Source organism: Streptomyces sp. LUP47B (assembly GCF_001746295.1).
Lineage (GTDB): Bacteria > Actinomycetota > Actinomycetes > Streptomycetales > Streptomycetaceae > Streptomyces.
The window spans coordinates 745,226-765,416 of the sequence record NZ_MJAH01000001.1 but is presented as its reverse complement, the minus strand read 5'-3'; the positions used below and the strand labels follow the sequence as shown (position 1 = coordinate 765,416).

Genomic DNA, 20,191 nt, shown 5'->3' with positions numbered 1-20,191 from the left:
CGGCGGTTGTCCGGACGCCCGCTGGTGATCCCACTCGACCCTCGGGCGTCGCGAAGCGGTGCTGACGGTTCGGCCGTCAGTCCAAGGAGGCGATCAGGTCGTTGCACCCCTCCTCGCAGTGGCGGCACGCCTCGGCACAGACCCGGCAGTGATCGTGCATATCGGCGTGGCGTGCGCACTCGCCGCTGCAGGCTTTGCAGACGGAGGCACACGCCTGGAGGACGGCAGGGATGATGTTGGCGTCGTAGCCCGTGTGGCGGGAGAGCACCGCGGCGGTCGCGCTGCAGATGTCGGCGCAGGCGCAGGGGCGGATGGGTAGGCGGTCACGGCGCGTTCTCGCACCGAACGCTGCTGGGCCGCCGACCGTGCGGGCTGCTCGGCGCGGAAGAAGAGGGGGCGGCCGGTGTGCCGCTGGAAGAACGACCGGCTGCCCGATGCCATGCCCCCGGCGCGACGACGGGCCCTCGGTACGGCTGTGCAGCCGTAGCGACTCACCCGCACCCGCACGACACTGTCGCCGCCGCCCGCGCGCTACCCGGCCTGCTCACGCCGCGCGGTGGCGAACCGGCGCTGGTAGGCGGCGGGAGTGATGGACAACTCCCGCGCGAAGATGCGGCGCAGACTCTCGTAACTCGGGAATCCGGCCATGGACGCCGTCTGCGTGGCGCTGTACCCCTGGTCCAGCAGCGACTTGGCGATGTCGAAGCGGATCGACTCGACGTACCGGGCCGGCGTGGTGCCCAGTTCCTCGCGGAACAGCCTGGTGAGGTGACGCGTACTGACGTTGAGCCGTCCTGCCAGTTCGGTCAGGGAGTAGGGACCGGCCGGATCCGCCGTGACGAGGTCGACGACTCGGCGCAGGGCGGGCGACCGGGGTGGTGGACCCTGCAGAGGAGCGGAGAACTGTGATTGGCCGCCTGCTCGATGCAGGTAGACCACCAGCGAGCGGGCCACCTGCCGACTGAGGTCGGGACCGTGGTCCTCCTCGACGAGAGCGAGCGCAAGGTCGATGCCCGCTGTGACGCCCGCTGACGTGTACACAGAGCCGTCGCGCACATAGATGGCGTCCGGCTCGACATGGGCCTTGGGATGCCGTGCGGCGAGTTCGCCGGTGATCTTCCAGTGGGTGGTCGCCCGTCTGCCGTCCAGAAGGCCCGTCGCGCCGAGGACGAAGGCACCGGAGCACACCGAGGCGACCCGGCCGGCGCGGGCCGCCAGGTCCCTGGCCGCTTCGGCGAGTTCGCGTGTGACGGGGGTCCTGGGATAGACGTCTCCGCCCGGGATCAGGAACGTGTCGGGGTCCGGCTGCGTGGTGGTGCTGGCGTCGACGGCCACGCGCATGCCGATCGAGGAGGTGGCGTCGGCGCCCGTCGTCGACACCAGGGTGATCCGGTAGTCGGCGCCGAGCAGGTTCGCCTCCCCGAACACCTCGGCGGGACCGGCGACGTCCAGCAGCTTGACGCCGTCGTAAACGAGGATCGCCACCCGATGCGGGGCGGTGCTCACTGCCCCACCCTGGGATGACCGGATTCGAGGGGTTCATGGCCGTACGGAGGCGGCGCCGTGGGTCGTGCGATCGGCACTGTGGAGAACGGACGCACGGTCCCCTCGTAGCGCAGCGCATCGGAAGGCAGGGACGTCATGACGGACATCATCGCAGGGGTGGAGATACCCGAGACATCTGCTGTCGTGGAGGCCACGGAATTTCTCCGGGAGAGGACGAACCCCCTGATCTTCCATCACTCCAGGCGGGTATTTCTCTTCGGTTCTCTCCACGCGCGGGCAAAGGGCCTTCGGCCAGACCCTGAGTTGTTTTATGTCTCGGCGATGTTCCATGACGTGGGCCTTATGATTCCGTTTTCCGAGACGCAGCAGCGCTTCGAGTTGGACGGTGCCGACCACGCGCGGAAGTTCCTGCTCGACCACGGGTTCTCCGAGACCGCAGCCGAGGTGACCTGGAGGGCGATCGCCCTGCACACGACGCCGGGGATTCCGGGCCGTATGGAGCCCGAGGTCGCCGCCACGAATTACGGCGTGCTGACCGACGCGATCGGCTGGAGGATGGACAGCCTGGAAGTCGACCAGAGGGACGCTATCGTCGCCGCTCACCCGCGCGGCGATTTCAAGAAGGAATTTCTGCAGGCATTCGTCGACGGCCTCAAAAACCGCCCGGACACCACCTACGGGACCGTCAACGCGGATATTCTGGAACACTTCGTTCCGGGTTTTCGCCGTACGTCCATGGTGGAGCGCGTCCTTGATGCTCCCTGGCCGCGATGACCGGGCGGCAGCCGGTGTCGGGTCGACGCCGTCACCGCGTGGCGGGCTGCTGCGTCATGAGCCCGTTCGATCCATCGAATGAAGATCTACTGAGGGATCTGCGTCTTGCATCTCCCACCCCACACGCCGAGAAAGGAACGCTCATGCAAGCCATCACCGTCCGGGATCGTGAGGCCGGGATCACAGGGTTGACCTTGGAGGACCTTCCCCACCCCCATGCCGCCGAGAACGATGTCATCGTTCGAGTGCACGCCGCCGGCTTCACCCGGGGTGAGCTGGACTGGCCCGCGACCTGGACCGACCGTGCCGGCCGCGACCGTACGCCGAGCGTGCCCGGCCACGAGGCCTCGGGGGTGGTGGCGGAACTCGGTTACGGAACCACCGGCCTCACCGTCGGCCAGCGGGTCTTCGGACCGACCGACTGGGCCCGCGACGGCTCGCTCGCCGAGTACGTCGCGGTGGAAGCCCGCAACCTCGCCCCGCTCCCCGCCGACGTCGACCACACGGCGGCCGCCGCACTGCCGATCTCCGGACTGACCGCCTGGCAAGGCCTGTTCGACCATGCCCGTCTCACCACCGGCCAGACCGTCCTGATCCACGGAGCCGCCGGCGGCGTCGGCTCGATCGCCGTCCAGCTCGCTCACGAAGTGGGAGCCCGGGTGGTCGGCACGGGCCGCTCCGCCGACCGGGACACCGTCCTTGACCTGGGCGCGCACGCGTTCCTCGACCTGGAGGCCGACCGGTGGGAGGACACCGGCCAGGTCGACGTCGTGTTCGACGTGATCGGCGGCGACATCCTCGACCGCTCGGCCGCCCTCGTGCGCCCCGGCGGCACGCTCGTCAGTATCGCCCATCAGCCCACCGTGCGCCCCGACGACGGGCAGGCCGTGTTCTTCGTGGTGGAACCCGACCGCGTGCGCCTCGCCGACCTCGCCCGGCGTCTGCGGGACGGCCGGCTGCGGGTGCGCGTCGGTGCGGTGCGGTCGCTCGCCGACGCGGCCGCAGCCTTCACCTCGCGAGAGCGCTTCCCCGGCCGCACGATCATTCGTGTCGCCGAGGACTGAGCGCGGGAGAGCCGACAGCCTGATCCTCGTCAACGAGGGTTCTTGGCCCACCTGGCCGCGTTGAGACGTGGTCGGAGGCGTCCGGCGCTACGGCCACTCCTGCCGCTGCACTCAGGAGCGCGGTGTCGTGCCGGTTCCCCGACAGGACGCGGTCGTGGTGGCCGGGCCGTTCGCTCGGCCACCACCGGTCCGGGGTACGGCGTGGCGGGCCTACTCGGCCATCTCGTACACGCCGGACAGCGCCTCGACCCGTTGCCACACTCGCTCGGTGCGTGCCGGGTCGACGACCGGCCGCCGGACCGCACCCAGCGCCCACTCCTGCTGCTGCCGGGTCGCAGAGTCCTTGCCGTGCAGTTCGACGGCGTGTGCGGAGAAGTCCCGTACGACGACGGCGAAGAGTTCGTCGAGCACGTCTTCGTCGAGGCCGGTGAGGTGGGCCTGTTCCAGGACGAGCTGTGCGTGCACGACGAGGGCGAAGAGCTGGCCGACGGCGAGGAGAAGGTCGAGGTCGCGGCTCTGCTCGGCGTCGGGGGCCGCGGTGGCGACGAACTCGCAGAGAGCGTCGGCCTGTTCGCGCAGGCGGGCGACGTTGGGCAGGTGCGCGTACGTCTCGAAGGCTGGCCGCCAGTCGTGGAAGCGCACCGAGCCGAGGCCGCGGGCCGGCCCCTGCTGGAACAGGAAGGCGTCGTCGGCGGCGTCGAGGCGGGTCGGTACGTCGGGGTGGTGGGCCGGGTCGAGGAGGTGGCTGCGCATGAACTTCAGGATCAGCGCCAGGTTGACGTGGACCGTGCCCTCGAGCTTCGGCAGACCGCGGATCTCCACGGCGGCCTGGGCGAAGTAGTTGTCCTTCTCGAAGCCCTTGGCGGCGATGACGTCCCACATCAGGTCGATGACCTTCTCGCCCTCAGTGGTCACCTTCATCTTCGTCATCGGGTTGAAGAGCAGGTAACGGCGGTCCTCGGGGCCGGCAGAGCGGAAGTAGTCGACGGCACGGTCGCTGAACAGCTTCATCCCGACGAGCCTGACGTAGGCGTCGGTCAGCTCGCGCCGCACATGCGGGAAGGCGGTGACGGGACGGCCGTAGAGGACGCGGTTGTGGGCGTGGGTGACGGCCTCGTACATGGCGTGTTCGCAGATGCCGATCGAGGCGGTGCACAGGTTGAACTTGCCGACGTTGACGGTGTTGAGGGCGGCGTCGAAGGCGGCGCGGCCGGTGTGCAGGACGTCCTCGGCCCGGACGGGATAGTCCTCCAGGCGGAACTCGCTGACGTACTTGGACGAGTCGACGACATTCTTGACCAGGTGGTAGGCCGGATGACGGCTGTCGGCGGCGAAGAACACGTAGCCGCCGGGGCCCTCGACGTCGCTGCGGCGGCCGAAGACGGAGACGAGTCCGGCGGCGTTGCCGTTGCCTATGTAGTACTTGGAGCCGGTGGCGCGGAAGCCGCCTTCGCCGTCGGGCTCCAGCAGCATGTCGGTGGAGTAGATGTCGGCGCCGTGGGTTTTCTCGGACAGTCCGAAGGCGAACACCTCGCCCTGGGCGAGGAGTTGTGCTGCGCGGTCGCGGGCGGCGGCGTTGGTGCTCTGCCACACCGGGCCGAGGCCGAGGATGGTGACCTGCCAGGCGTACCAGTAGTCCAGGCCGTAGAAGCCGAGGATCTCGTTGAGCGCGGCGATCCGGGCGGTGTCCCACCGCTTGTCCGCCTCCCCCTCCCCGGCGGCGGAGGAAGGCGTCAGAAAGGTGGCGAACAGGTTCTCCTTCGCGGCGAACGCCAGGAAGTCACCGAGCCACGCGCGCGTGCGGTAGTCCTCGATCAGCTGCCGCTTCCCACGCTCCTCGAACCAGTCGACGGTGGCTCGCAGCAGGCGACGCGTCTCGGAATCGAAGTGCGCGGGGTCGTAGGTGTGCGGGTTGAAGAGGAGTTGGTCAGGCACGGCGGGAACCCCTTTGCGATGACGGATGTTCGAGCTGGAGAACGTTTGAGAAGCGGGGGAAGTCTGGAGACTGGGGAGCCGGAGGCGCGCAGCAGTCGGCGAACGACGCGGCGACGGTCAGCGGTCGGGGCCGAAGCGGGCCAGTGTGGCCAGCACATCGTCCAGCCAACCGATCATCATCCGCTCGTAGGCGATGCCGCCGCGCAGGACGACGTGCTGGAGCTCTGCTTCCGCGTCCGGCGCCGCCGCCTTGGGCCCGCTGAAGTCGCGCTCCTCGCCCGCGAGGTAGTGCGCCAGCCGGTCGCGGTGCGCCTGCCGGTGCCGCTCCACCTCTTGGATCAGGGCGGCCGGGTCGTCGAAGGCGGCCCCGCGGATCTTCACCGCCAGGTCGTGGCGGACACTGTCAGGCTCGATCGGGTCGTGCAGCCACGAGGACAGAGCGGCCCGGCCGAGGTCGGCGACGGAGTACTCCTTCTTGTCCGGCCGCCCGCGCTGCGGGACGTCACGGGCGTCGACCCAGCCGTCGTTCTCCATGCGCTTGAGCACGCGGTAGATCTGCTGGTGGGTCGCGGTCCAGAAGTAGCCGATGGACCGCTCGAAACGCCGGGCCAGCTCATAGCCGGACCCCGGCTTCTCCAGGAGCGACACCAGGATCGCGTGTTCGAGCGCCATGCCGACGATCGTGCTATGCAACTCGTTGCATAGCAAGTCCCGCGCACTTCGATGCGGTACGGCTCACCCCGCCGGGGTCGCCGACGTCACGGCGCGGCCTTCTGCGGCCGGCTCACGACGACGGCATGCGGAATGTACAGCGGCTCCGCTGCCGGTTCACACAGCCGGTACCTACTAGGTACCATCTGATGTATGCCATCCCTGAACGTGCCGTTCACCGAGGAAGAACTTGAGGGCGTCCGCGCGGCCGCGGCCGCCGAGGGCAAGAGCCTCAAGCAGTACCTGCACGACCTCGGCGTCCGCGAGATGCAGCGCAAGCAGTTCATCACGGGCGCGAGCGCCTGGGCCGAGCGGCTGCGCGACGAGTTCGACGACGCATTCCCCGACGAAGTCCCTCCTGCCGAGCGCCCCGGCGGGGCCGCGGCCGCCTGATGCACCTGCACATCGACGTCTCCTGGCTCCTCGATGTCCAGGAGACCGCCCTCGGCTCCGAGGACATGTCCGTCGCCGACTACTCCGCCCTGGTCGCCGCCGTCGCCCGGCACAAGACCAAACTGCCCACCCTTCAGGCAGCCGACCCGGACGCCGCCTGGCGCGCGGCCGCGCTCATGCACACCATCGTGCGCCTCGAGCCGCTCCCGCACCGCAACAGCCTCTACGCCGCGTTCGTCGCGGCCCAGTACATGGACCAGTCCGGCGAGGGCATCGACCCGCCCTACGGCGCCCTGTCCGAGCTCGTACGGAAGATCCGCGACACACGCCTGCGGGTTCCCGAAGTCGCCGAGCGGATCCGCTCCTGGAAGATCTGAGAGGTCGACCGGCGACAGCGACGCCGATGGCGCTCCGGGTCAGTGCGTGGACAGACCTCGTCACGGGCGGGCTGCGTTGCTCGAACTCCCCTTGCCGGAGCCCAGGATGGTCACAGCGCACTCCAGTGCGAGACCTGCTCGTATCTGCCACTATGTGACGTCTCTTCAACAACCCCTGGGGCAAGGGACATGCGGACCACGGCAGCGCTCATATCCACGGCAGCCCTGCTGCTGACACTTGCCGCCTGTTCGGACGGATCAGGGGATTCCGGCAGCCCGGCGGACGGTGCCACAGCTTCCTCCTCGACGGCCACCACCGCGCCCCCGGCCGACGCCGAGGCGATCCGCGCCTGTATGAAGGGCATCGACTCGCTCTACACCGGGGACTGGTCGCCGACGACCCCGCCGAAGACCCGGCCGCCCGGTTGCGAGTCGCTGTCGGTCAGCGAGTACGGCTACGCCTACCAGAGCGCCGTGGCGGCGATCGCCCAGGACGGGGAAGACTTTTACAACGAAAACGACGGACTTCCCTCCGACTGGCCTTCGTGAGCGATCCCCTGTTCCGTCACCTGGTGCGGATCACGGACCGTTCGGTCGCACCAACCGTGCCTCGTACGACCCCGCAACCCCGACTTCACGCCAACACCCTGCCGACCTGCGCCCTGATCGTCAGCTCCGCAACCACCAGCGCAGAGGACATGACGCGCAGGCCTCGCCATCGGTGCATCGCCGCCGGCATCCGCCGCAACGCCCGTGGTACCAGCAGTCGGCCCTTCTGACGCCGACGCCGACGCCTTCGCAGTCGGTGCGACCTGTGGCGGCGAACTCGACGTCTGGTCCGGTGCGTCGACCCCGAAGCTCGGCCCGCCTGACCGCCGTCCTCGCCAACGTGACGGAGGACCGGCCCGCCCGCCGCGGCCCAGGTCGCGAAGGCGGCCGAACCACTCGGCGGGAGGCATCCACCACGGCACCGCTGACCGGAGCAGAAGGTGCGGGCACTGGTGAGGGCCGGCGGCACCACCCGGGCGGAGGTAGGCCGGGACGCCGACACGTGCTCGGACCCGCTTTCTGGGCTGGATCTGCGTCCTCACCCGCGACGCCGTATTCGACACCCCTCTGCTGCGATTTGTCGGCGCCATGGAACCCCGGCCCACCCATACCGAACGCCTACGTCGGCCGCACGAGGCCGGGCCTCCGAGACGGTCAACTGGTCCTGCAGTGCTGGCCCATTGGGCCGGATCTCGGTGCGCGTAGGGCACGACTCCGGCGACAGGCCGACACCGCGGCCGTGGCCTCCGCGACAGCGGCTACGCGTGTCCCTGTCGGGCAGCCGATGGCGGGCGCGGTGGTGGCAGCACAACGATCCTGGCAGGCCGAAAACCGGTCGCCGTGTGTACCGATTTGCCTGACCTGCGTGATCAATTCAAGCCGTTGATTTGATGCTTGCATGACAAGGGCGCGTCCGCGGTGTCACTCTGCTCCGGGAATTCACAGCTCCCTTACAGGTTCAACACGCGGCTCAGCCGCGTTTCCACCACCCCCCCACCTCCTTCCACCCGCATGCCGTGCAGCGCTCCGGACCGGCCCACCCCGCCGATCCGTCTCGTCCACGGCCCCCACCCCGGGTCGGCCGTCGTACCGAAGGAGAACCCCCTTGCCCCTGCGACAGAACGCCCTCGTGCGCCCGAGACGCCTCACGGCCCTTACTCTGGCGGCGGTGGGCTCCCTGCTCGCCCTGGCCGTCCCGGACTCCGCCACCGCGGCACCGGCGCACCCGGCAGGCGCGAAGATCGCCGCCACGCCTCGGGCCGACGCCGCCCCGGCCCCGCTGTCCCCTGCCCGCCGAACCGCCCTGATCAGGAGCGCCCAGTCCGAGGCCGCCGGTACCGCGCAGCGCATCGGTCTCGGCGCCAAGGAGAGGCTCGTCGTCAAGGACGTCATCAGGGACGCCGACGGCACCACGCACACCCGTTACGAGCGCACCTACGCCGGATTGCCCGTCCTGGGCGGCGACTTGGTCGTCCACGACGACAGCGGCCGTACGACCGTCACCAAGGCCAACGCGGCCAAGCTGTCGGTGCCCTCGCTCAGCCCCGAGGTCACGACCGCAGGCGCCACCGCCAAGGCTCTCACCGCCTCGAAAAAGGATCACGTCAGGGGCGCCAAGGTGGCCGACGCCTCCCGCCTGGTCGTCTGGGCCGGAACCGGCAAGCCCGTGCTGGCCTGGGAAACCGTCGTCGAAGGCGTCCAGAAGGACGGCACGCCCAGCGAGCTCCAGGTCGTCACCGACGCCGCCACCGGCAAGGAACTCCTGGCTGCCGAGAAGGTGCACACCGGCACCGGCACCGGCCAGTACGTGGGCACGGTCCCGCTCGGCACCACCCTGTCCGGGTCCACGTACCAGCTCGCGGACCCCGACCGCGCCGGGCACAAGACGTACGACCTGGGCCAGGGCACCTCGGGCACCGGCACCCTGTTCACGGACGACAACGATGTCTGGGGCGACGGCCTGCCGTCCAACCGCCAGACCGCGGGCGTCGATGTGGCCTTCGGCGCCGCGGCAACCTGGGACTTCTACAAGGACGCCTACGGCCGCAACGGCATCCGCAACGACGGGGTCGCCGCCTACAGCCGCGCGCACTACGGCAGCAACTACGTCAACGCCTTCTGGCAGGACTCCTGCTTCTGCATGACCTACGGCGACGGCTCGGGCAACACCCACCCGCTCACCGCGCTCGACGTGGCCGCCCACGAGATGAGCCACGGCGTCACCGCCGCCACCGCGGGCCTGGTCTACTCGGGCGAGTCCGGCGGCCTGAACGAGGCGACCTCCGACATCTTCGCGGCGGCCGTCGAGTTCCACTCGAACCTCGCCGCCGACCCCGGTGACTACCTCGTCGGCGAGAAGATCGACATCAACGGCGACGGCACCCCCCTGCGGTACATGGACAAGCCCTCCAAGGACGGCTCCTCGTACGACAGTTGGAGCTCCACCCTGGGCGGCGTCGACGTCCACTACTCCTCCGGGCCGGCGAACCACTTCTTCTACCTGCTCTCCGAGGGCAGCGGCGCCAAGACCGTCAACGGTGTCTCCTACGACAGCCCGACCTACGACGGTCAGGCCGTCAGCGGCATCGGCATCGAGAACGCGGCCGCGATCTGGTACCGGGCGCTGACGACGTACATGACCTCGACAACGAACTACGTGGGCGCACGCACCGCCACCCTCTCGGCAGCCGCAGACCTGTTCGGCGCCTACAGCCCGACCTACCTCGCCGTCGCCGACGCCTGGGCCGCGATCAACGTCGGCAACCGCATCGCCCTCGGCGTGAACCTCGCGCCGGTGGCCGACCAGATCAGCGGCGTCAACCAGGTCGTCAGCCTGCAGCTGGACGCCTACACCACCAACACCGGAGCCTCGCTGACCTACGAGGCCACCGGCCTGCCGGACGGTCTGACCATCAGCCCGAGCGGCCTGATCAGCGGCACTCCGACCACGCTCGGCACCGGCGACGTCACGATCAAGGTGACCGACAGCACCGAAGCGACCGCCTCTGTCACCTTCGGCTGGCAGATCGCCTACGTCTACGCCAACGCCGCCCGCGTCGACATCCCCGACAACGGGGCCGCCGTGGAGTCCCCTGTGACCATCACGGGCCGCGACGGCAACGCCTCCGCGACCACCAAGGTCTACGTCGACATCGTCCACACCTACCGCGGTGACCTGACCGTCGACCTCGTCGGCCCCGACGGCACCGTCTACTCCCTGCTCAACCGCAGCGGAGGCTCCGCCGACAACGTCGACCAGACGTTCACGGTCGACGCCTCCACGCAACCGCTCAACGGCACCTGGAAGCTGCGCGTGCAGGACCGGGCGTCCATCGACGTCGGATACATCGCCCGCTGGCAGCTGACACCCTGACCCTGCGCCACCGGCACCCCGCCGCCCGGGCCCCTCGGGACCCGGGCGGCGGCGTCGGAACACCAGCACGCGCGAGGCGTCCCCACGCGGTTGTCAGGGCTCCGACCGGAGCGGCATCCGTCCGTCGGCGCGAAGGTCCAGAACATCTGCGACAGAGTGCAGGGCGGTTCCCAGCGGAAGGCTGACGCGGGTATGGGCGAGCAGGTCACCGCGGGTGGGATCCCGGTTGATGATGAGGACACGCTTGCCCGCCTGAGCGGCTTGGCGGACGAACCTGAGTCCGGACATCACCGTGAGCGAGGAGCCCAGAACCAGCAGCGTGCTCGCCTCACGGACCAACTGACGGCAGTGCTCGATCCGTTGCGCGGGCACGGTCTCGCCGAAGAACACCACATCGGGCTTGAGGATGCCGCCACAGTCCAGGCAGGGCAGGACGCGAAAGCCGGCGACCTGTTCGTCGGACAGGTCGGCGTCACCGTCGGGGTTGATTCCCGCGACCACCGGCTCGAACGCCGCGTTGGCCTCTTCCAGTCGTACGGACAGGTCCTGGCGGGTGGTGATGGCGTCGCAGCCCAGGCACCGGACTCTTGCCAGGCTCCCGTGCAGTTCCACGACGCCCTCGGTGCCGGCGGCCTGATGCAGACCGTCGACGTTCTGGGTGATCACTCCCGAGAGCAGCCCCTGCCGAGCGAACGCGGCGACGGCCTGGTGCCCGGCATTGGGACGGGCCCGGCCGAAGGTACGCCACCCCAGATGGCTGCGAGCCCAGTATCTTCGCCGTGCCTCAGCGCCGGCGGTGAAGTCCTGGTACGTCATCGGCGTGTGCCGACTCAGACTTCCGCCTTCGCCCCGGTAGGCGGGGATGCCCGACTCCGTGGAGATTCCCGCCCCGCTGAGCACCAGCACCCTGCCGGCGCTCAGCGCATCGACCACCGGCCGCAGGTCGAAGGTGCCCGGCGGCAGGTCCGGGGGAGGGGTCCAGTGAAGTGTGGGACGCGTCCGCATGCGTGCAAGGGTACGAAACCGGGCCCGCCCGACCCCGAGCTTCGCAGGGCGCTGCTTCGGATGACTGGACTTCCCCCCCACATCACAGAGTCCGTACTGCGCGCCGAATTCGCTTCTCCGGTGTTACGGATGTCTTACGCGTTCCGCGCAGGGCACGGCGGACCCGGCACGGCCTCCTACGGTGACGGGATGCGATCCATGCGTGTTCTGCGTACGACGGCGCTGGTGACGGCGGCCCCGATACTGCTGGCTGTCGCCGGTCTCGTTCACCCCCGGCACTTGACGCCGACGACGGCGGGGGACTGGGCCGGGCTGCACATCGCTCTCCTGCCGGTGTTCCCCTTCCTGGTGCTCGGTCTGGTGGTCCCGTTGTGGGGCAGGCCGCGCCGCGACGCCGAGGGGGCTCTGACGGTGCTCGCCTGGCTCGGATCCCTCGGCTACGCGGCGTACTACTCCGGACTCGACGCCGTCGCGGGAATCTCCGCGGGCACGGTGGTGGACCACGGAGTCCACGGGGCGGCCGGGCGGCTGTTCGCGACCGGCGACGCACTGGGCCGCGTGGGGGTGTACGCGCTGGCCGTGGCCTGTCTCGCGACGTGCGCGGTGCTGTATCGGCGGCACGGAGTTCGGACGCTACCGGGTGCCGTGGTACTGCTCGCCGCCTGCTGGTCGTTCGTCGACAGTCACATCTTCTGGCCGCGGGGTGTGCTCACCATGCTCGGCTTCGCCCTCGCCTTCGCGCTGTTGACGGCCGCGACGTTCTCGAGCGGAGACGACAGGGCACGGTCCCGCACGCTTACGAGCCGCTGACGGACCCGCGCCGAGCGGTCTACGGCCGCGTGTCATCGGCTCGCACACCGACACCGACACCGCCGTCGTCGGAACGGGGTCACCGCCGGTCCCGAAGAGACGGACCGGCGGCCGCCACCGACGCACCGGGCGGCGTGAACGCAATCTGCTACATGGCCGCGATGGTCGGGCTCGGCAAGGACGTCGCCGACGCGCCGGACTGGAACGAAGCGGCCCTCGAACGGTCACGGCTGTCCCTCGGTGCGGACGGCTGAGGCTTGCCTTGTGTCCGCGCCGGAGCTGACGTGCCGCTGGGTTTCCTGAGGGCCGTGCCAGTCCAGGCACATCACGGTGGCATCGTCTTCGAGCCGGCCGTCGGCGGCGTCCCGAACGGCGGATGTCAGTGCCATCGCGGTCTCCCGCGGATGCAGGTGGCGGGTGTTCTCCAGCAGGGCGGCCAGGTCGACCTTCTCGCCGTGACGTTCGAGCATGCCGTCGGTGATGAGGAGCAGACGGTCACCGGGACGCAGGTCGAGGTCCTGCACACGGTAGGGGTGGGGCGTGAACTCGGACAGCCCGAAGGGATGGTCCACCTCGCAGGTGATCACCTCCGCAGTCCCTTCGCGCATGCGCAGTGGCCAGGGGTGGCCGGCATTGACGAGCTGGGCCTGACCGGTTCGGAGATGGACGCGCAGCAGCTGTCCGGTGGCGTGGCCGTGGCCGTGGGCGATCAGTGCCTGGTCGGCCCGGTGGGCCTGCTCGGCCAGGCCCGCCCCCGCGCGACGGGCGCCGCGCAGGGCGCTCACCAGGACCGTGGCGGCCAGGGCGGCATCGATGTCGTGGCCCATGGGGTCGGTCACCGACACATGCAGGGTGTCGCGGTCCAGGGCGTAGTCGAAGGTGTCACCGCTGAGGCCTTCGGACGGCTCCAGGCTCCCGCAGAGCGTGAACTGCGCCGCCTCGCACGACAGCGACGGGGGAAGCAGCTGGTACTGGATCTCTGCCGCAAGGGTGGGAGGTACGGAGCGTCTGCCCCAGGTGTAGAGGTCGGTGAAGCGCCCGTTGGCGATCACGATGTAGGCCAGGAGGTGGGCGGCTTCCCCGACCGCGTCAAGGACATCGTCGCCGGGGTCGGTCGGCAGGAGCAGTTCCAGCAGCCCGATCGCATCCCCCCGGTTGGTGACCGGCATGATCACCCGATGTCCGTGGCCGGTCGCCTCGTGATACAGCAGCTGGGTACGAACCACTTCCTCGTAGACACTCCCGAACAGGGGAATGCGCTCCGCCTCCCGGCCACTGTCCGCGGGGACGGTGGCCAGCCGCGCCACTGCCTTCCCCGTCAGATCCACAATGAGGAAAGACACCTCCGTGGCCCTGAAACGTCGCCTCAGGTCCTCCGCGACCACGTCGACAGCGTCCACCGGTGCCGCCGTCTCCGCCGCCGTCAACACCCGAGGAAGACCACTCTGTCCACGACGCACGGCCGCAGCCCCTTCCATCACCCCCTCTTACCAGCATCGGAGCCGTCACGGAGTACGTCAATCCGTGAGCAGTCACGCTGAGCCGGGGGAGGTCCAAGGGGTCGCCGCATCGGCCGACGGGCCCACCACTGGGTCCCTGTTCCCCACCCAGCCCACCCGACCCCACGGGGGCCTGATGCTGACGACGCCCTGGGGGACGTCAGCGATCTGTAAGAACATCAAATCCCTTATGTCCGCTTCGAGTTCGTAGGGTGAGTGGGGTGATCGAGACATCCCCTTCCCCTGTGGACGTCGAGCCGCCGGGCCTCGACGAAGCCGAGGCCCGGCCCTGGGTTCTGGAACGGATCCCGCCCAGTCGGCGCGTGCCCGTCGTCGGCAACGGGTCCACCGACGGCTCCGCGGACAGCGCCCGTGCCCTCGGGGCGTACGTGGTCCACGAGCCGCGGCGCGACTTCGGCGCCGCCTGCCACGCGGGCCAACAGCCGCGGTCCGTCCGCTCGCCCGCACAGCTCGTCACCTCTGCTGTGCCCTCCCGGCCGCCCGCGACCGCGGAACCCGGCGAACCCTGGGTGGAAGACCCTTACGCCCACGCCCTGCGCACCGGCCGCGGCCCGCTGTATCTGCGTCGTATGGCACCGCTCGCCTCAGGGGCGGCGGAACTGCTGCCGCTGGACGTGGAGCGGTGGTGCGCCGCCCCGGACGCCGCGGACGCCGACGTCCTGCACCGCTGCACCGGACCCGTGCTCGACGTCGGCTGCGGCCCCGGGCGTCTGGTGGCCGCCCTGGCAGCACGCGGCATCCCGGCCCTCGGCGTGGACGTGAGCCCGGCCGCCGTCGCCCGGACCCGGCGACTCGGCGGAGCCGCCCTGCGCCGCTCCGTCTTCGACCGCCTGCCCAGAGAGAGCCGGTGGGGCACCGTCTTGCTGATGGACGGCAATGTGGGCATCGGCGGCGATCCCGTGCCCCTGCTCGCTCGACTGCGTGACGCGGTCCGCCCCGGTGGCCGCCTGCTGGCCGAGGCAGCCGGTGACGACGTGGACGAGCGCCTCACCGTCCGCGTCGAGGACGCCCACGGCCGCCACGGCCGGCCCTTCTCCTGGGCTCGCGTCGGCACGACGGCCCTGCTGCACGCCGCCGACGTCACCGGCTGGATCGTCACCGGCCGGTGGACCGCGCAGGGCCGTCCCTTCGTGGAACTCCACCGCCCGAACGCCGGACAGGACCGGCACGGCATGCCGAAGCAGGAGCACACCACGGCTGATGACGGAACCGCCGCCACGGTTCTCCCGGCGGACGGGCGGCCATGACCGAGACCGCCACGGACCGTCCAGCGCGGGCCGGGACTTCCGCGTCACAGTCCTCGCACCCCGCCGCCCCGACGAAGCGCCCGACCGTCCGGCTCGCCGTCACCGCGGCACTCCTGGCCGCGCTCACCGCCGTCGTCACGGACACACTTCACGCGGGCGACAACCACAGCGCCCCCGCCCGACTGCTGGCCGGATACGCCGTCGCGTGGGCGCTGTTCGCCGCCGCCGTGTGGACGGTGCGCAAGGTTCCGGCGCGGGCCGCGACGGTCCTGGTCCTGATCGGCGCTGCCGCCGTCGCCGTGGCCGGTCTCTCCGCGCCGCCGCGCACCAGCGACGACATGTACCGATACGCCTGGGACGGCCGCGTCCAGGCCGCCGGAATCTCCCCGTACGCCTACCCACCCGCCGCGCCCGAACTGGCCCACCTGCGTGACGGCTGGCTCTTCCCCACCGAGGGAGCCTGCAAGGGCTGGGGCCTGAGCCACACGGGCAGCGGCCTGTGCGTACGCATGAACCGCCCCACCGTGCCCACCATCTACCCACCCGTGGCCGAGGGCTGGTACCTGGCCGTGCACGCCGTCTCCCCACCCGACAGCCGCCACAAGCCCCTCCAGGTCGGCGGCGCCGCCCTGGCGCTCGGCACCACAGGGGCCCTGCTGGTCGTCCTGCGCCGGCGCGGCGATCCGCAGCGGGCCCCGGCGCGGGCCGCGCTGTGGGCGTGGTGCCCGGCTGTCACCTTCGAAGCCGTCAACAACGCGCACATCGACACTCTCGGCGTCCTGTTCGTCGTACTCGCGCTCGGCACCGGCACCGTCGGCGCCCGACGAGGAGCGCTGCTCGGCGCCGCGATCGCCGTGAAGATCCTGCCCGTACTGGTCCTGCCCGGTGCCCTGGCGGGACAGCGCGGTCCGGCGCGCGTCCTGCGCGTCGCGGCCTCCGCCGTCGCCGCTGTCGCGCTCGCCTACCTGCCCTACGTCATCGTCTCCGGCGCCGACGTCCTGGGATACCTGCCCGGATACCTGCACGAGGAGGGCTACGAGTCAGGGCGTGTACGCCGCTTCGCCCTCCTGCGATTGTTCCTGCCGGACGCCGCAGCGGGAGTGACCGCAGCAGTGCTGCTCGCACTCACCGCGCTGTACGTGTGGTGGCGTGGAGACCCTGCCCGCCCCTGGCACGGAGCCCTGCTGCTGACCGGCACCGCGATGCTTCTCTTCTCACCCAGATACCCCTGGTACTCCCTGCTCGTCATCGCCCTCGTGGCCCTGGACGGCCGCTGGGAGTGGCTCACCGTCACCCTCGCCGGCACCACCCTCTACCTCGCCGGCCGGCTCCTGCCCGGCTTCCCCCTCCAGGCGTGGACGTACGGCGTGGCCGCCTTGGTCGTCACGGCTGGAGCCTGCCTGCGGTGCCCTCCGGTACGGGAACTGGCGAAGCGATGCCGTGGGCCCGCGGCGTTTGCGAAGGGGCCCGGCGACTGATCCGTGCCGGTGAGGGGACACCGGTCGTCGGATGGCGAGAAGGCGCTGCCGGATGCACGAAGGAGCGTTCCCCGTCGCTCCTGGAGGCCGCCGGTCCGACGGACGTGGGGCTGGATCTCGACACCGGAGTACGGGCCCACCGGGGCCGTACCGCCCTGGCCGCCCTGCGGGAAAAGGTGCCGTCGGCCGGGGCCGTGCACGTCGTCAACAACGGTGCCGTCGCGCTGGTACGGGGGGCCACCGCGCCGGCCCCCGGACGGGAGATCGTGATCAGCCGGGGCGAGATGGTGGAGATCGGGGACAGTTTCCGCCTGCCCGAGCTCCTGGTCTCGACGGGGGCCCGGCTGCGTGAAGTGGGCACCACCAACGTCGGCCACGACTGAAGGGGCCATCGAGACGCTGCAGAGTCCGCCTCCCGGGCCGAACGGCTGCAGTCTTCCTCTGCTCCGCGCCAAGCCCGCCCCTGTCACCTCCAATGAAGTGGCCATTCTCATCCTATGGCGGAGCAAAGAATCCCTTGCGGCACTGCCGGTTCGGCCGCCCCGGATTTACGTTCCTCTCGCACCCTGTCATGTCACGTTCATCGGGCATCTCGGGTCAGTCGAATGTCATGCTCATGGCTGCGCGGTTTCGCCGCCGCTACGCGCGTCACGGGCCTGCCAATCCAGTGCGCATCCCCACGTCAACGGAGGCAGAACCCCATGCGTGAGTCACGTCTGAGCAAGCGGAGACGGAGTCTGCGAAGACTTCTCGCCGTCTCCTTCCCCGCCCTCGCCCTCACCGTCGCCGGACTCGTCGCGGCACCGACGGCCGGCGCCCAGCCCGCCGCCGCCCACCCGCACACCACCAAGGTCACGCAGAACAACAAGGCGCTGACCGAACCCGCGCGTCAGACCTTCCACTCCACCGGCAAGGCGGGCCAGAAGGTACCCACTGCCCACCTGTGCGCCACCGCCGAGCCGGGCCACGCGTCCTGCTTCGCCCAGCGCCGCACCGACATCAAGCAACGTCTCGCCTCGGCGCTCGCCGCCGCGGCCCCCTCCGGCCTTTCCCCGGCCAACCTGCACAGCGCCTACAACCTGCCCACCAGTGGCGGCAGCGGCCTGACGGTCGCCGTGGTCGACGCCTACAACGACCCCAACGCCGAGTCGGACCTCGCCACTTACCGCTCCACCTACGGCCTGTCCGCCTGCACCAAGGCCAACGGCTGCTTCAAGCAGGTCAGTCAGACCGGTTCGACCACCTCGCTGCCGACCAACGACAGCGGCTGGGCCGGCGAAGAGGCCCTCGACATCGACATGGTCAGCGCCGTCTGCCCGAACTGCAACATCACCCTCGTCGAGGCCAGCTCCGCCAACGACTCCGACCTCGGCATCGCCGAGAACGAAGCGGTCTCGCTCGGCGCCAAGTTCGTCTCCAACAGCTGGGGCGGCGACGAAGCCTCCTCCCAGACCAGCGAGGACACCTCGTACTTCAAGCACCCGGGCGTCGCGATCACCGTCTCCTCCGGTGACTCCGCCTACGGTGCCGAGTACCCGGCAACCTCCCAGTACGTGACGGCAGTCGGCGGCACCGCCCTGTCCACGTCCTCCAACTCCCGCGGCTGGAGCGAGTCCGTCTGGAAGACCAGCTCCACCGAGGGCACCGGCTCCGGCTGCTCCGCCTACGACGCGAAGCCGAGCTGGCAGACCGACACCGGCTGCTCCAAGCGCATGGAGGCCGACGTGTCCGCCGTCGCCGACCCGGCCACCGGCGTCGCGGTCTACGACACCTACGGCGGCTCCGGCTGGGCGGTCTATGGCGGCACCAGCGCCTCCGCCCCGATCGTCGCCGGCGTCTACGCCCTCGCCGGCACCCCGAGCTCCAGCGACTACCCGGCGAAGTACCCCTACTCCCACACCTCCAACCTGTACGACGTGACCAGCGGCAACAACGGCTCCTGCTCCACCTCGTACTTCTGCACCGCGACCACCGGCTACGACGGCCCGACCGGCTGGGGCACCCCCAACGGCGTCACCGCCTTCGCCTCCGGCAGCACCTCCGGCAACACGGTGACCGTCACCAACCCGGGCAGCCAGTCGACGACGACCGGCGGCTCGGCCAGCCTGCAGATCAGCGCGAGCGACAGCGCGGGCGCGACCCTCACCTACAGCGCCTCCGGGCTGCCAACCGGCCTGTCCATCAGCAGCTCGACCGGCAAGATCACGGGAACGGCGTCCACCGCGGGCACTTACCAGGTCACCGTCACCGCGAAGGACTCGACCGGCGCCTCCGGCTCGACGTCCTTCACCTGGACCGTCGGCTCCGCCAGCGGCACCTGCACCTCGACCCAACTGCTCGGCAACGCCGGCTTCGAGTCGGGCAACACCACCTGGACCGCCTCCAGCGGGGCCATCACCAACTCCACCAGCGAGGCGGCACACGCCGGTTCCTACTACGCCTGGCTGGACGGCTACGGCTCCGCGCACACCGACACGCTCTCCCAGTCGGTGACCGTGCCGAGCGGCTGCAAGGCCACCTTCACCTTCTACCTGCACATCGACACCGCGGAGACCTCGACCAGCAGCGCGTACGACAAGCTGACGGTCACCGCTGGGTCGACGACCCTGGCCACCTACTCCAACCTCAACAAGGCCTCCGGGTACGCCCAGAAGTCCTTCGACCTGTCCTCGTACGCCGGCTCCACCGTCACCGTGAAGTTCAACGGAGTGGAGGACTCGTCCCTCCAGACCAGCTTCGTCGTGGACGACACCGCCCTGACAACCAGCTGACCCTCCCGCGGGAAACACCCGATCCCCGCACGCGGAGACCGTCCGCGTGCGGGACCCTCGTTGTCCCCTCGGTCGCCCGCCGTCAGCGGTGGCGGATGACGCGTTCGCAGCTGGTGACGTACGGGCGGGCCACGCACCGGGAGCAGGTGCTCATTGCGCTGATGGGCCAGGCCGAGTAGGCAAGCCGGGCGACACTGCAAAGGCGACCCGACGGCCGGGACCTGTGCCGTCGGGTCGCCCTCCGGGCGTCGGTCAGGCGGATTCGAGGATCGGGCGGATTTCGACGGTCTCCGGGGTGGGGAGGCTCTTGGCCAGTTCGAGGGCTTCCGCGCGGTCGGCCACCTCGACGATGAACCAGCCGCCGAGGGTTTCATCGCCCGAGTGCGCGGGCCCGTCGGTCACCGTTGATGTCCCGTCGGCCGCAGTGCGCACTGTCGCGGGGGCGGTGTGCTCGGTCTCCAGAGCGTCGCCGCCGACCAGTTTCCCGGCCGCGGCGAGGCCGCCGATCCAGCCCTCGTACTCCTTGCGGTACGCGGCCCGGTCGGCCTGGATCCGGCGGCGCGACTCGTCCGTCTCGAAGATCACGAGTGCGTATTTCATGGGACTTCCTCTCCGGCCGCCGTACGGGCGACCACTGGTGATGTCGGCGCGCAGCCACTTCGACTGCCCAAGGCGGTT

General features: G+C 70.2%; 16 protein-coding genes and 2 pseudogenes. 11 read left to right on the top strand and 7 right to left on the bottom strand.

What is annotated here, in order from left to right; translation table 11 throughout:
- Positions 1 to 76: 76 nt before the first annotated feature.
- Both BFN33_RS54020 and BFN33_RS03390 read right to left on the bottom strand, forming a co-directional pair.
- Positions 77 to 298, bottom strand: a pseudogene (locus BFN33_RS54020) (four-helix bundle copper-binding protein); the annotation flags it as partial.
- Positions 299 to 531: 233 nt separating this feature from the next.
- Positions 532 to 1,506: a GlxA family transcriptional regulator gene (locus tag BFN33_RS03390; protein WP_069758308.1), complete on the bottom strand. Its 975-nt coding sequence runs from the start codon at positions 1,504 to 1,506 to the stop codon at positions 532 to 534.
- A 135-nt stretch (positions 1,507 to 1,641) separates the two neighbouring features.
- Between BFN33_RS03390 and BFN33_RS03385 the strand changes: the two genes are divergently transcribed.
- Entirely contained in the window at positions 1,642 to 2,280 is a 639-nt protein-coding gene (locus BFN33_RS03385; protein ID WP_176742290.1) for an HD domain-containing protein, read from the top strand.
- A gap of 143 nt (positions 2,281 to 2,423) precedes the next feature.
- On the top strand, positions 2,424 to 3,344 hold the full coding sequence (locus BFN33_RS03380; RefSeq protein WP_069758307.1) for an NADP-dependent oxidoreductase: 921 nt from the start codon (positions 2,424 to 2,426) through the stop codon (positions 3,342 to 3,344).
- A 210-nt stretch (positions 3,345 to 3,554) separates the two neighbouring features.
- On the opposite strand, the gene BFN33_RS03375 is transcribed toward BFN33_RS03380, so the two are convergent.
- Together BFN33_RS03375 and BFN33_RS03370 are read right to left on the bottom strand one after the other, a co-directional pair.
- Positions 3,555 to 5,279, bottom strand: a complete 1,725-nt coding sequence (locus BFN33_RS03375) for an acyl-CoA dehydrogenase family protein (RefSeq protein WP_069758306.1) — start codon at positions 5,277 to 5,279, stop codon at positions 3,555 to 3,557.
- A 117-nt stretch (positions 5,280 to 5,396) separates the two neighbouring features.
- A complete protein-coding gene (locus BFN33_RS03370) occupies positions 5,397 to 5,951 on the bottom strand; it encodes a PadR family transcriptional regulator (RefSeq protein ID WP_069758305.1) in 555 nt (184 codons plus the stop codon).
- 192 nt (positions 5,952 to 6,143) lie between these two features.
- Here BFN33_RS03370 and BFN33_RS03365 point away from each other — a divergent pair, with 192 nt between their 5' ends.
- The 4 genes from BFN33_RS03365 (at position 6,144) to BFN33_RS03350 (ending at position 10,682) form a co-directional block, all read left to right on the top strand.
- A complete protein-coding gene (locus tag BFN33_RS03365; protein ID WP_069758304.1) occupies positions 6,144 to 6,383 on the top strand; it encodes a hypothetical protein in 240 nt (79 codons plus the stop codon).
- Entirely contained in the window at positions 6,383 to 6,760 is a 378-nt protein-coding gene (locus tag BFN33_RS03360; protein ID WP_069758303.1) for a toxin Doc, read from the top strand. Before BFN33_RS03365 ends, BFN33_RS03360 begins: the two co-directional genes overlap by 1 nt.
- 189 nt (positions 6,761 to 6,949) lie before the next feature.
- The gene (locus BFN33_RS03355) at positions 6,950 to 7,309 is read left to right on the top strand and encodes a hypothetical protein (RefSeq protein WP_069758302.1); all 360 of its coding nucleotides are present in this window, start codon (positions 6,950 to 6,952) and stop codon (positions 7,307 to 7,309) included.
- A 1,105-nt stretch (positions 7,310 to 8,414) separates the two neighbouring features.
- On the top strand, positions 8,415 to 10,682 hold the full coding sequence (locus tag BFN33_RS03350) for a M4 family metallopeptidase (RefSeq protein ID WP_069758301.1): 2,268 nt from the start codon (positions 8,415 to 8,417) through the stop codon (positions 10,680 to 10,682).
- A 93-nt stretch (positions 10,683 to 10,775) separates the two neighbouring features.
- Here the strand turns inward: BFN33_RS03350 and BFN33_RS03345 are convergent, their stop codons facing one another.
- Positions 10,776 to 11,687: an NAD-dependent protein deacetylase gene (locus tag BFN33_RS03345; RefSeq protein ID WP_069758300.1), complete on the bottom strand. Its 912-nt coding sequence runs from the start codon at positions 11,685 to 11,687 to the stop codon at positions 10,776 to 10,778.
- Positions 11,688 to 11,876: 189 nt separating this feature from the next.
- Between BFN33_RS03345 and BFN33_RS03340 the strand changes: the two genes are divergently transcribed.
- Entirely contained in the window at positions 11,877 to 12,497 is a 621-nt protein-coding gene (locus tag BFN33_RS03340; protein WP_069758929.1) for a hypothetical protein, read from the top strand.
- 224 nt (positions 12,498 to 12,721) lie between these two features.
- Here the strand turns inward: BFN33_RS03340 and BFN33_RS03335 are convergent, their stop codons facing one another.
- Positions 12,722 to 13,897, bottom strand: coding sequence for a PP2C family protein-serine/threonine phosphatase (locus tag BFN33_RS03335; RefSeq protein ID WP_069758299.1), 1,176 nt, complete (start codon positions 13,895 to 13,897; stop codon positions 12,722 to 12,724).
- A 584-nt stretch (positions 13,898 to 14,481) separates the two neighbouring features.
- Between BFN33_RS03335 and BFN33_RS03330 the strand changes: the two genes are divergently transcribed.
- The 4 genes and pseudogenes from BFN33_RS03330 (at position 14,482) to BFN33_RS03315 (ending at position 19,513) form a co-directional block, all read left to right on the top strand.
- Positions 14,482 to 15,264, top strand: a complete 783-nt coding sequence (locus BFN33_RS03330; RefSeq protein WP_069758928.1) for a class I SAM-dependent methyltransferase — start codon at positions 14,482 to 14,484, stop codon at positions 15,262 to 15,264.
- Positions 15,261 to 16,742, top strand: coding sequence for a glycosyltransferase family 87 protein (locus tag BFN33_RS03325; protein WP_069758298.1), 1,482 nt, complete (start codon positions 15,261 to 15,263; stop codon positions 16,740 to 16,742). Before BFN33_RS03330 ends, BFN33_RS03325 begins: the two co-directional genes overlap by 4 nt.
- A gap of 80 nt (positions 16,743 to 16,822) precedes the next feature.
- Positions 16,823 to 17,110, top strand: a pseudogene (locus BFN33_RS03320) (L-seryl-tRNA(Sec) selenium transferase); the annotation flags it as partial.
- A gap of 333 nt (positions 17,111 to 17,443) precedes the next feature.
- Positions 17,444 to 19,513 carry a putative Ig domain-containing protein gene (locus BFN33_RS03315; RefSeq protein ID WP_069758296.1) on the top strand — a complete coding sequence of 690 codons (2,070 nt, stop codon included), beginning with the start codon at positions 17,444 to 17,446 and terminating at the stop codon, positions 19,511 to 19,513.
- A gap of 252 nt (positions 19,514 to 19,765) precedes the next feature.
- Here the strand turns inward: BFN33_RS03315 and BFN33_RS03310 are convergent, their stop codons facing one another.
- Positions 19,766 to 20,113, bottom strand: coding sequence for a YciI family protein (locus BFN33_RS03310; RefSeq protein ID WP_069758295.1), 348 nt, complete (start codon positions 20,111 to 20,113; stop codon positions 19,766 to 19,768).
- Positions 20,114 to 20,191 lie beyond the last annotated feature (78 nt).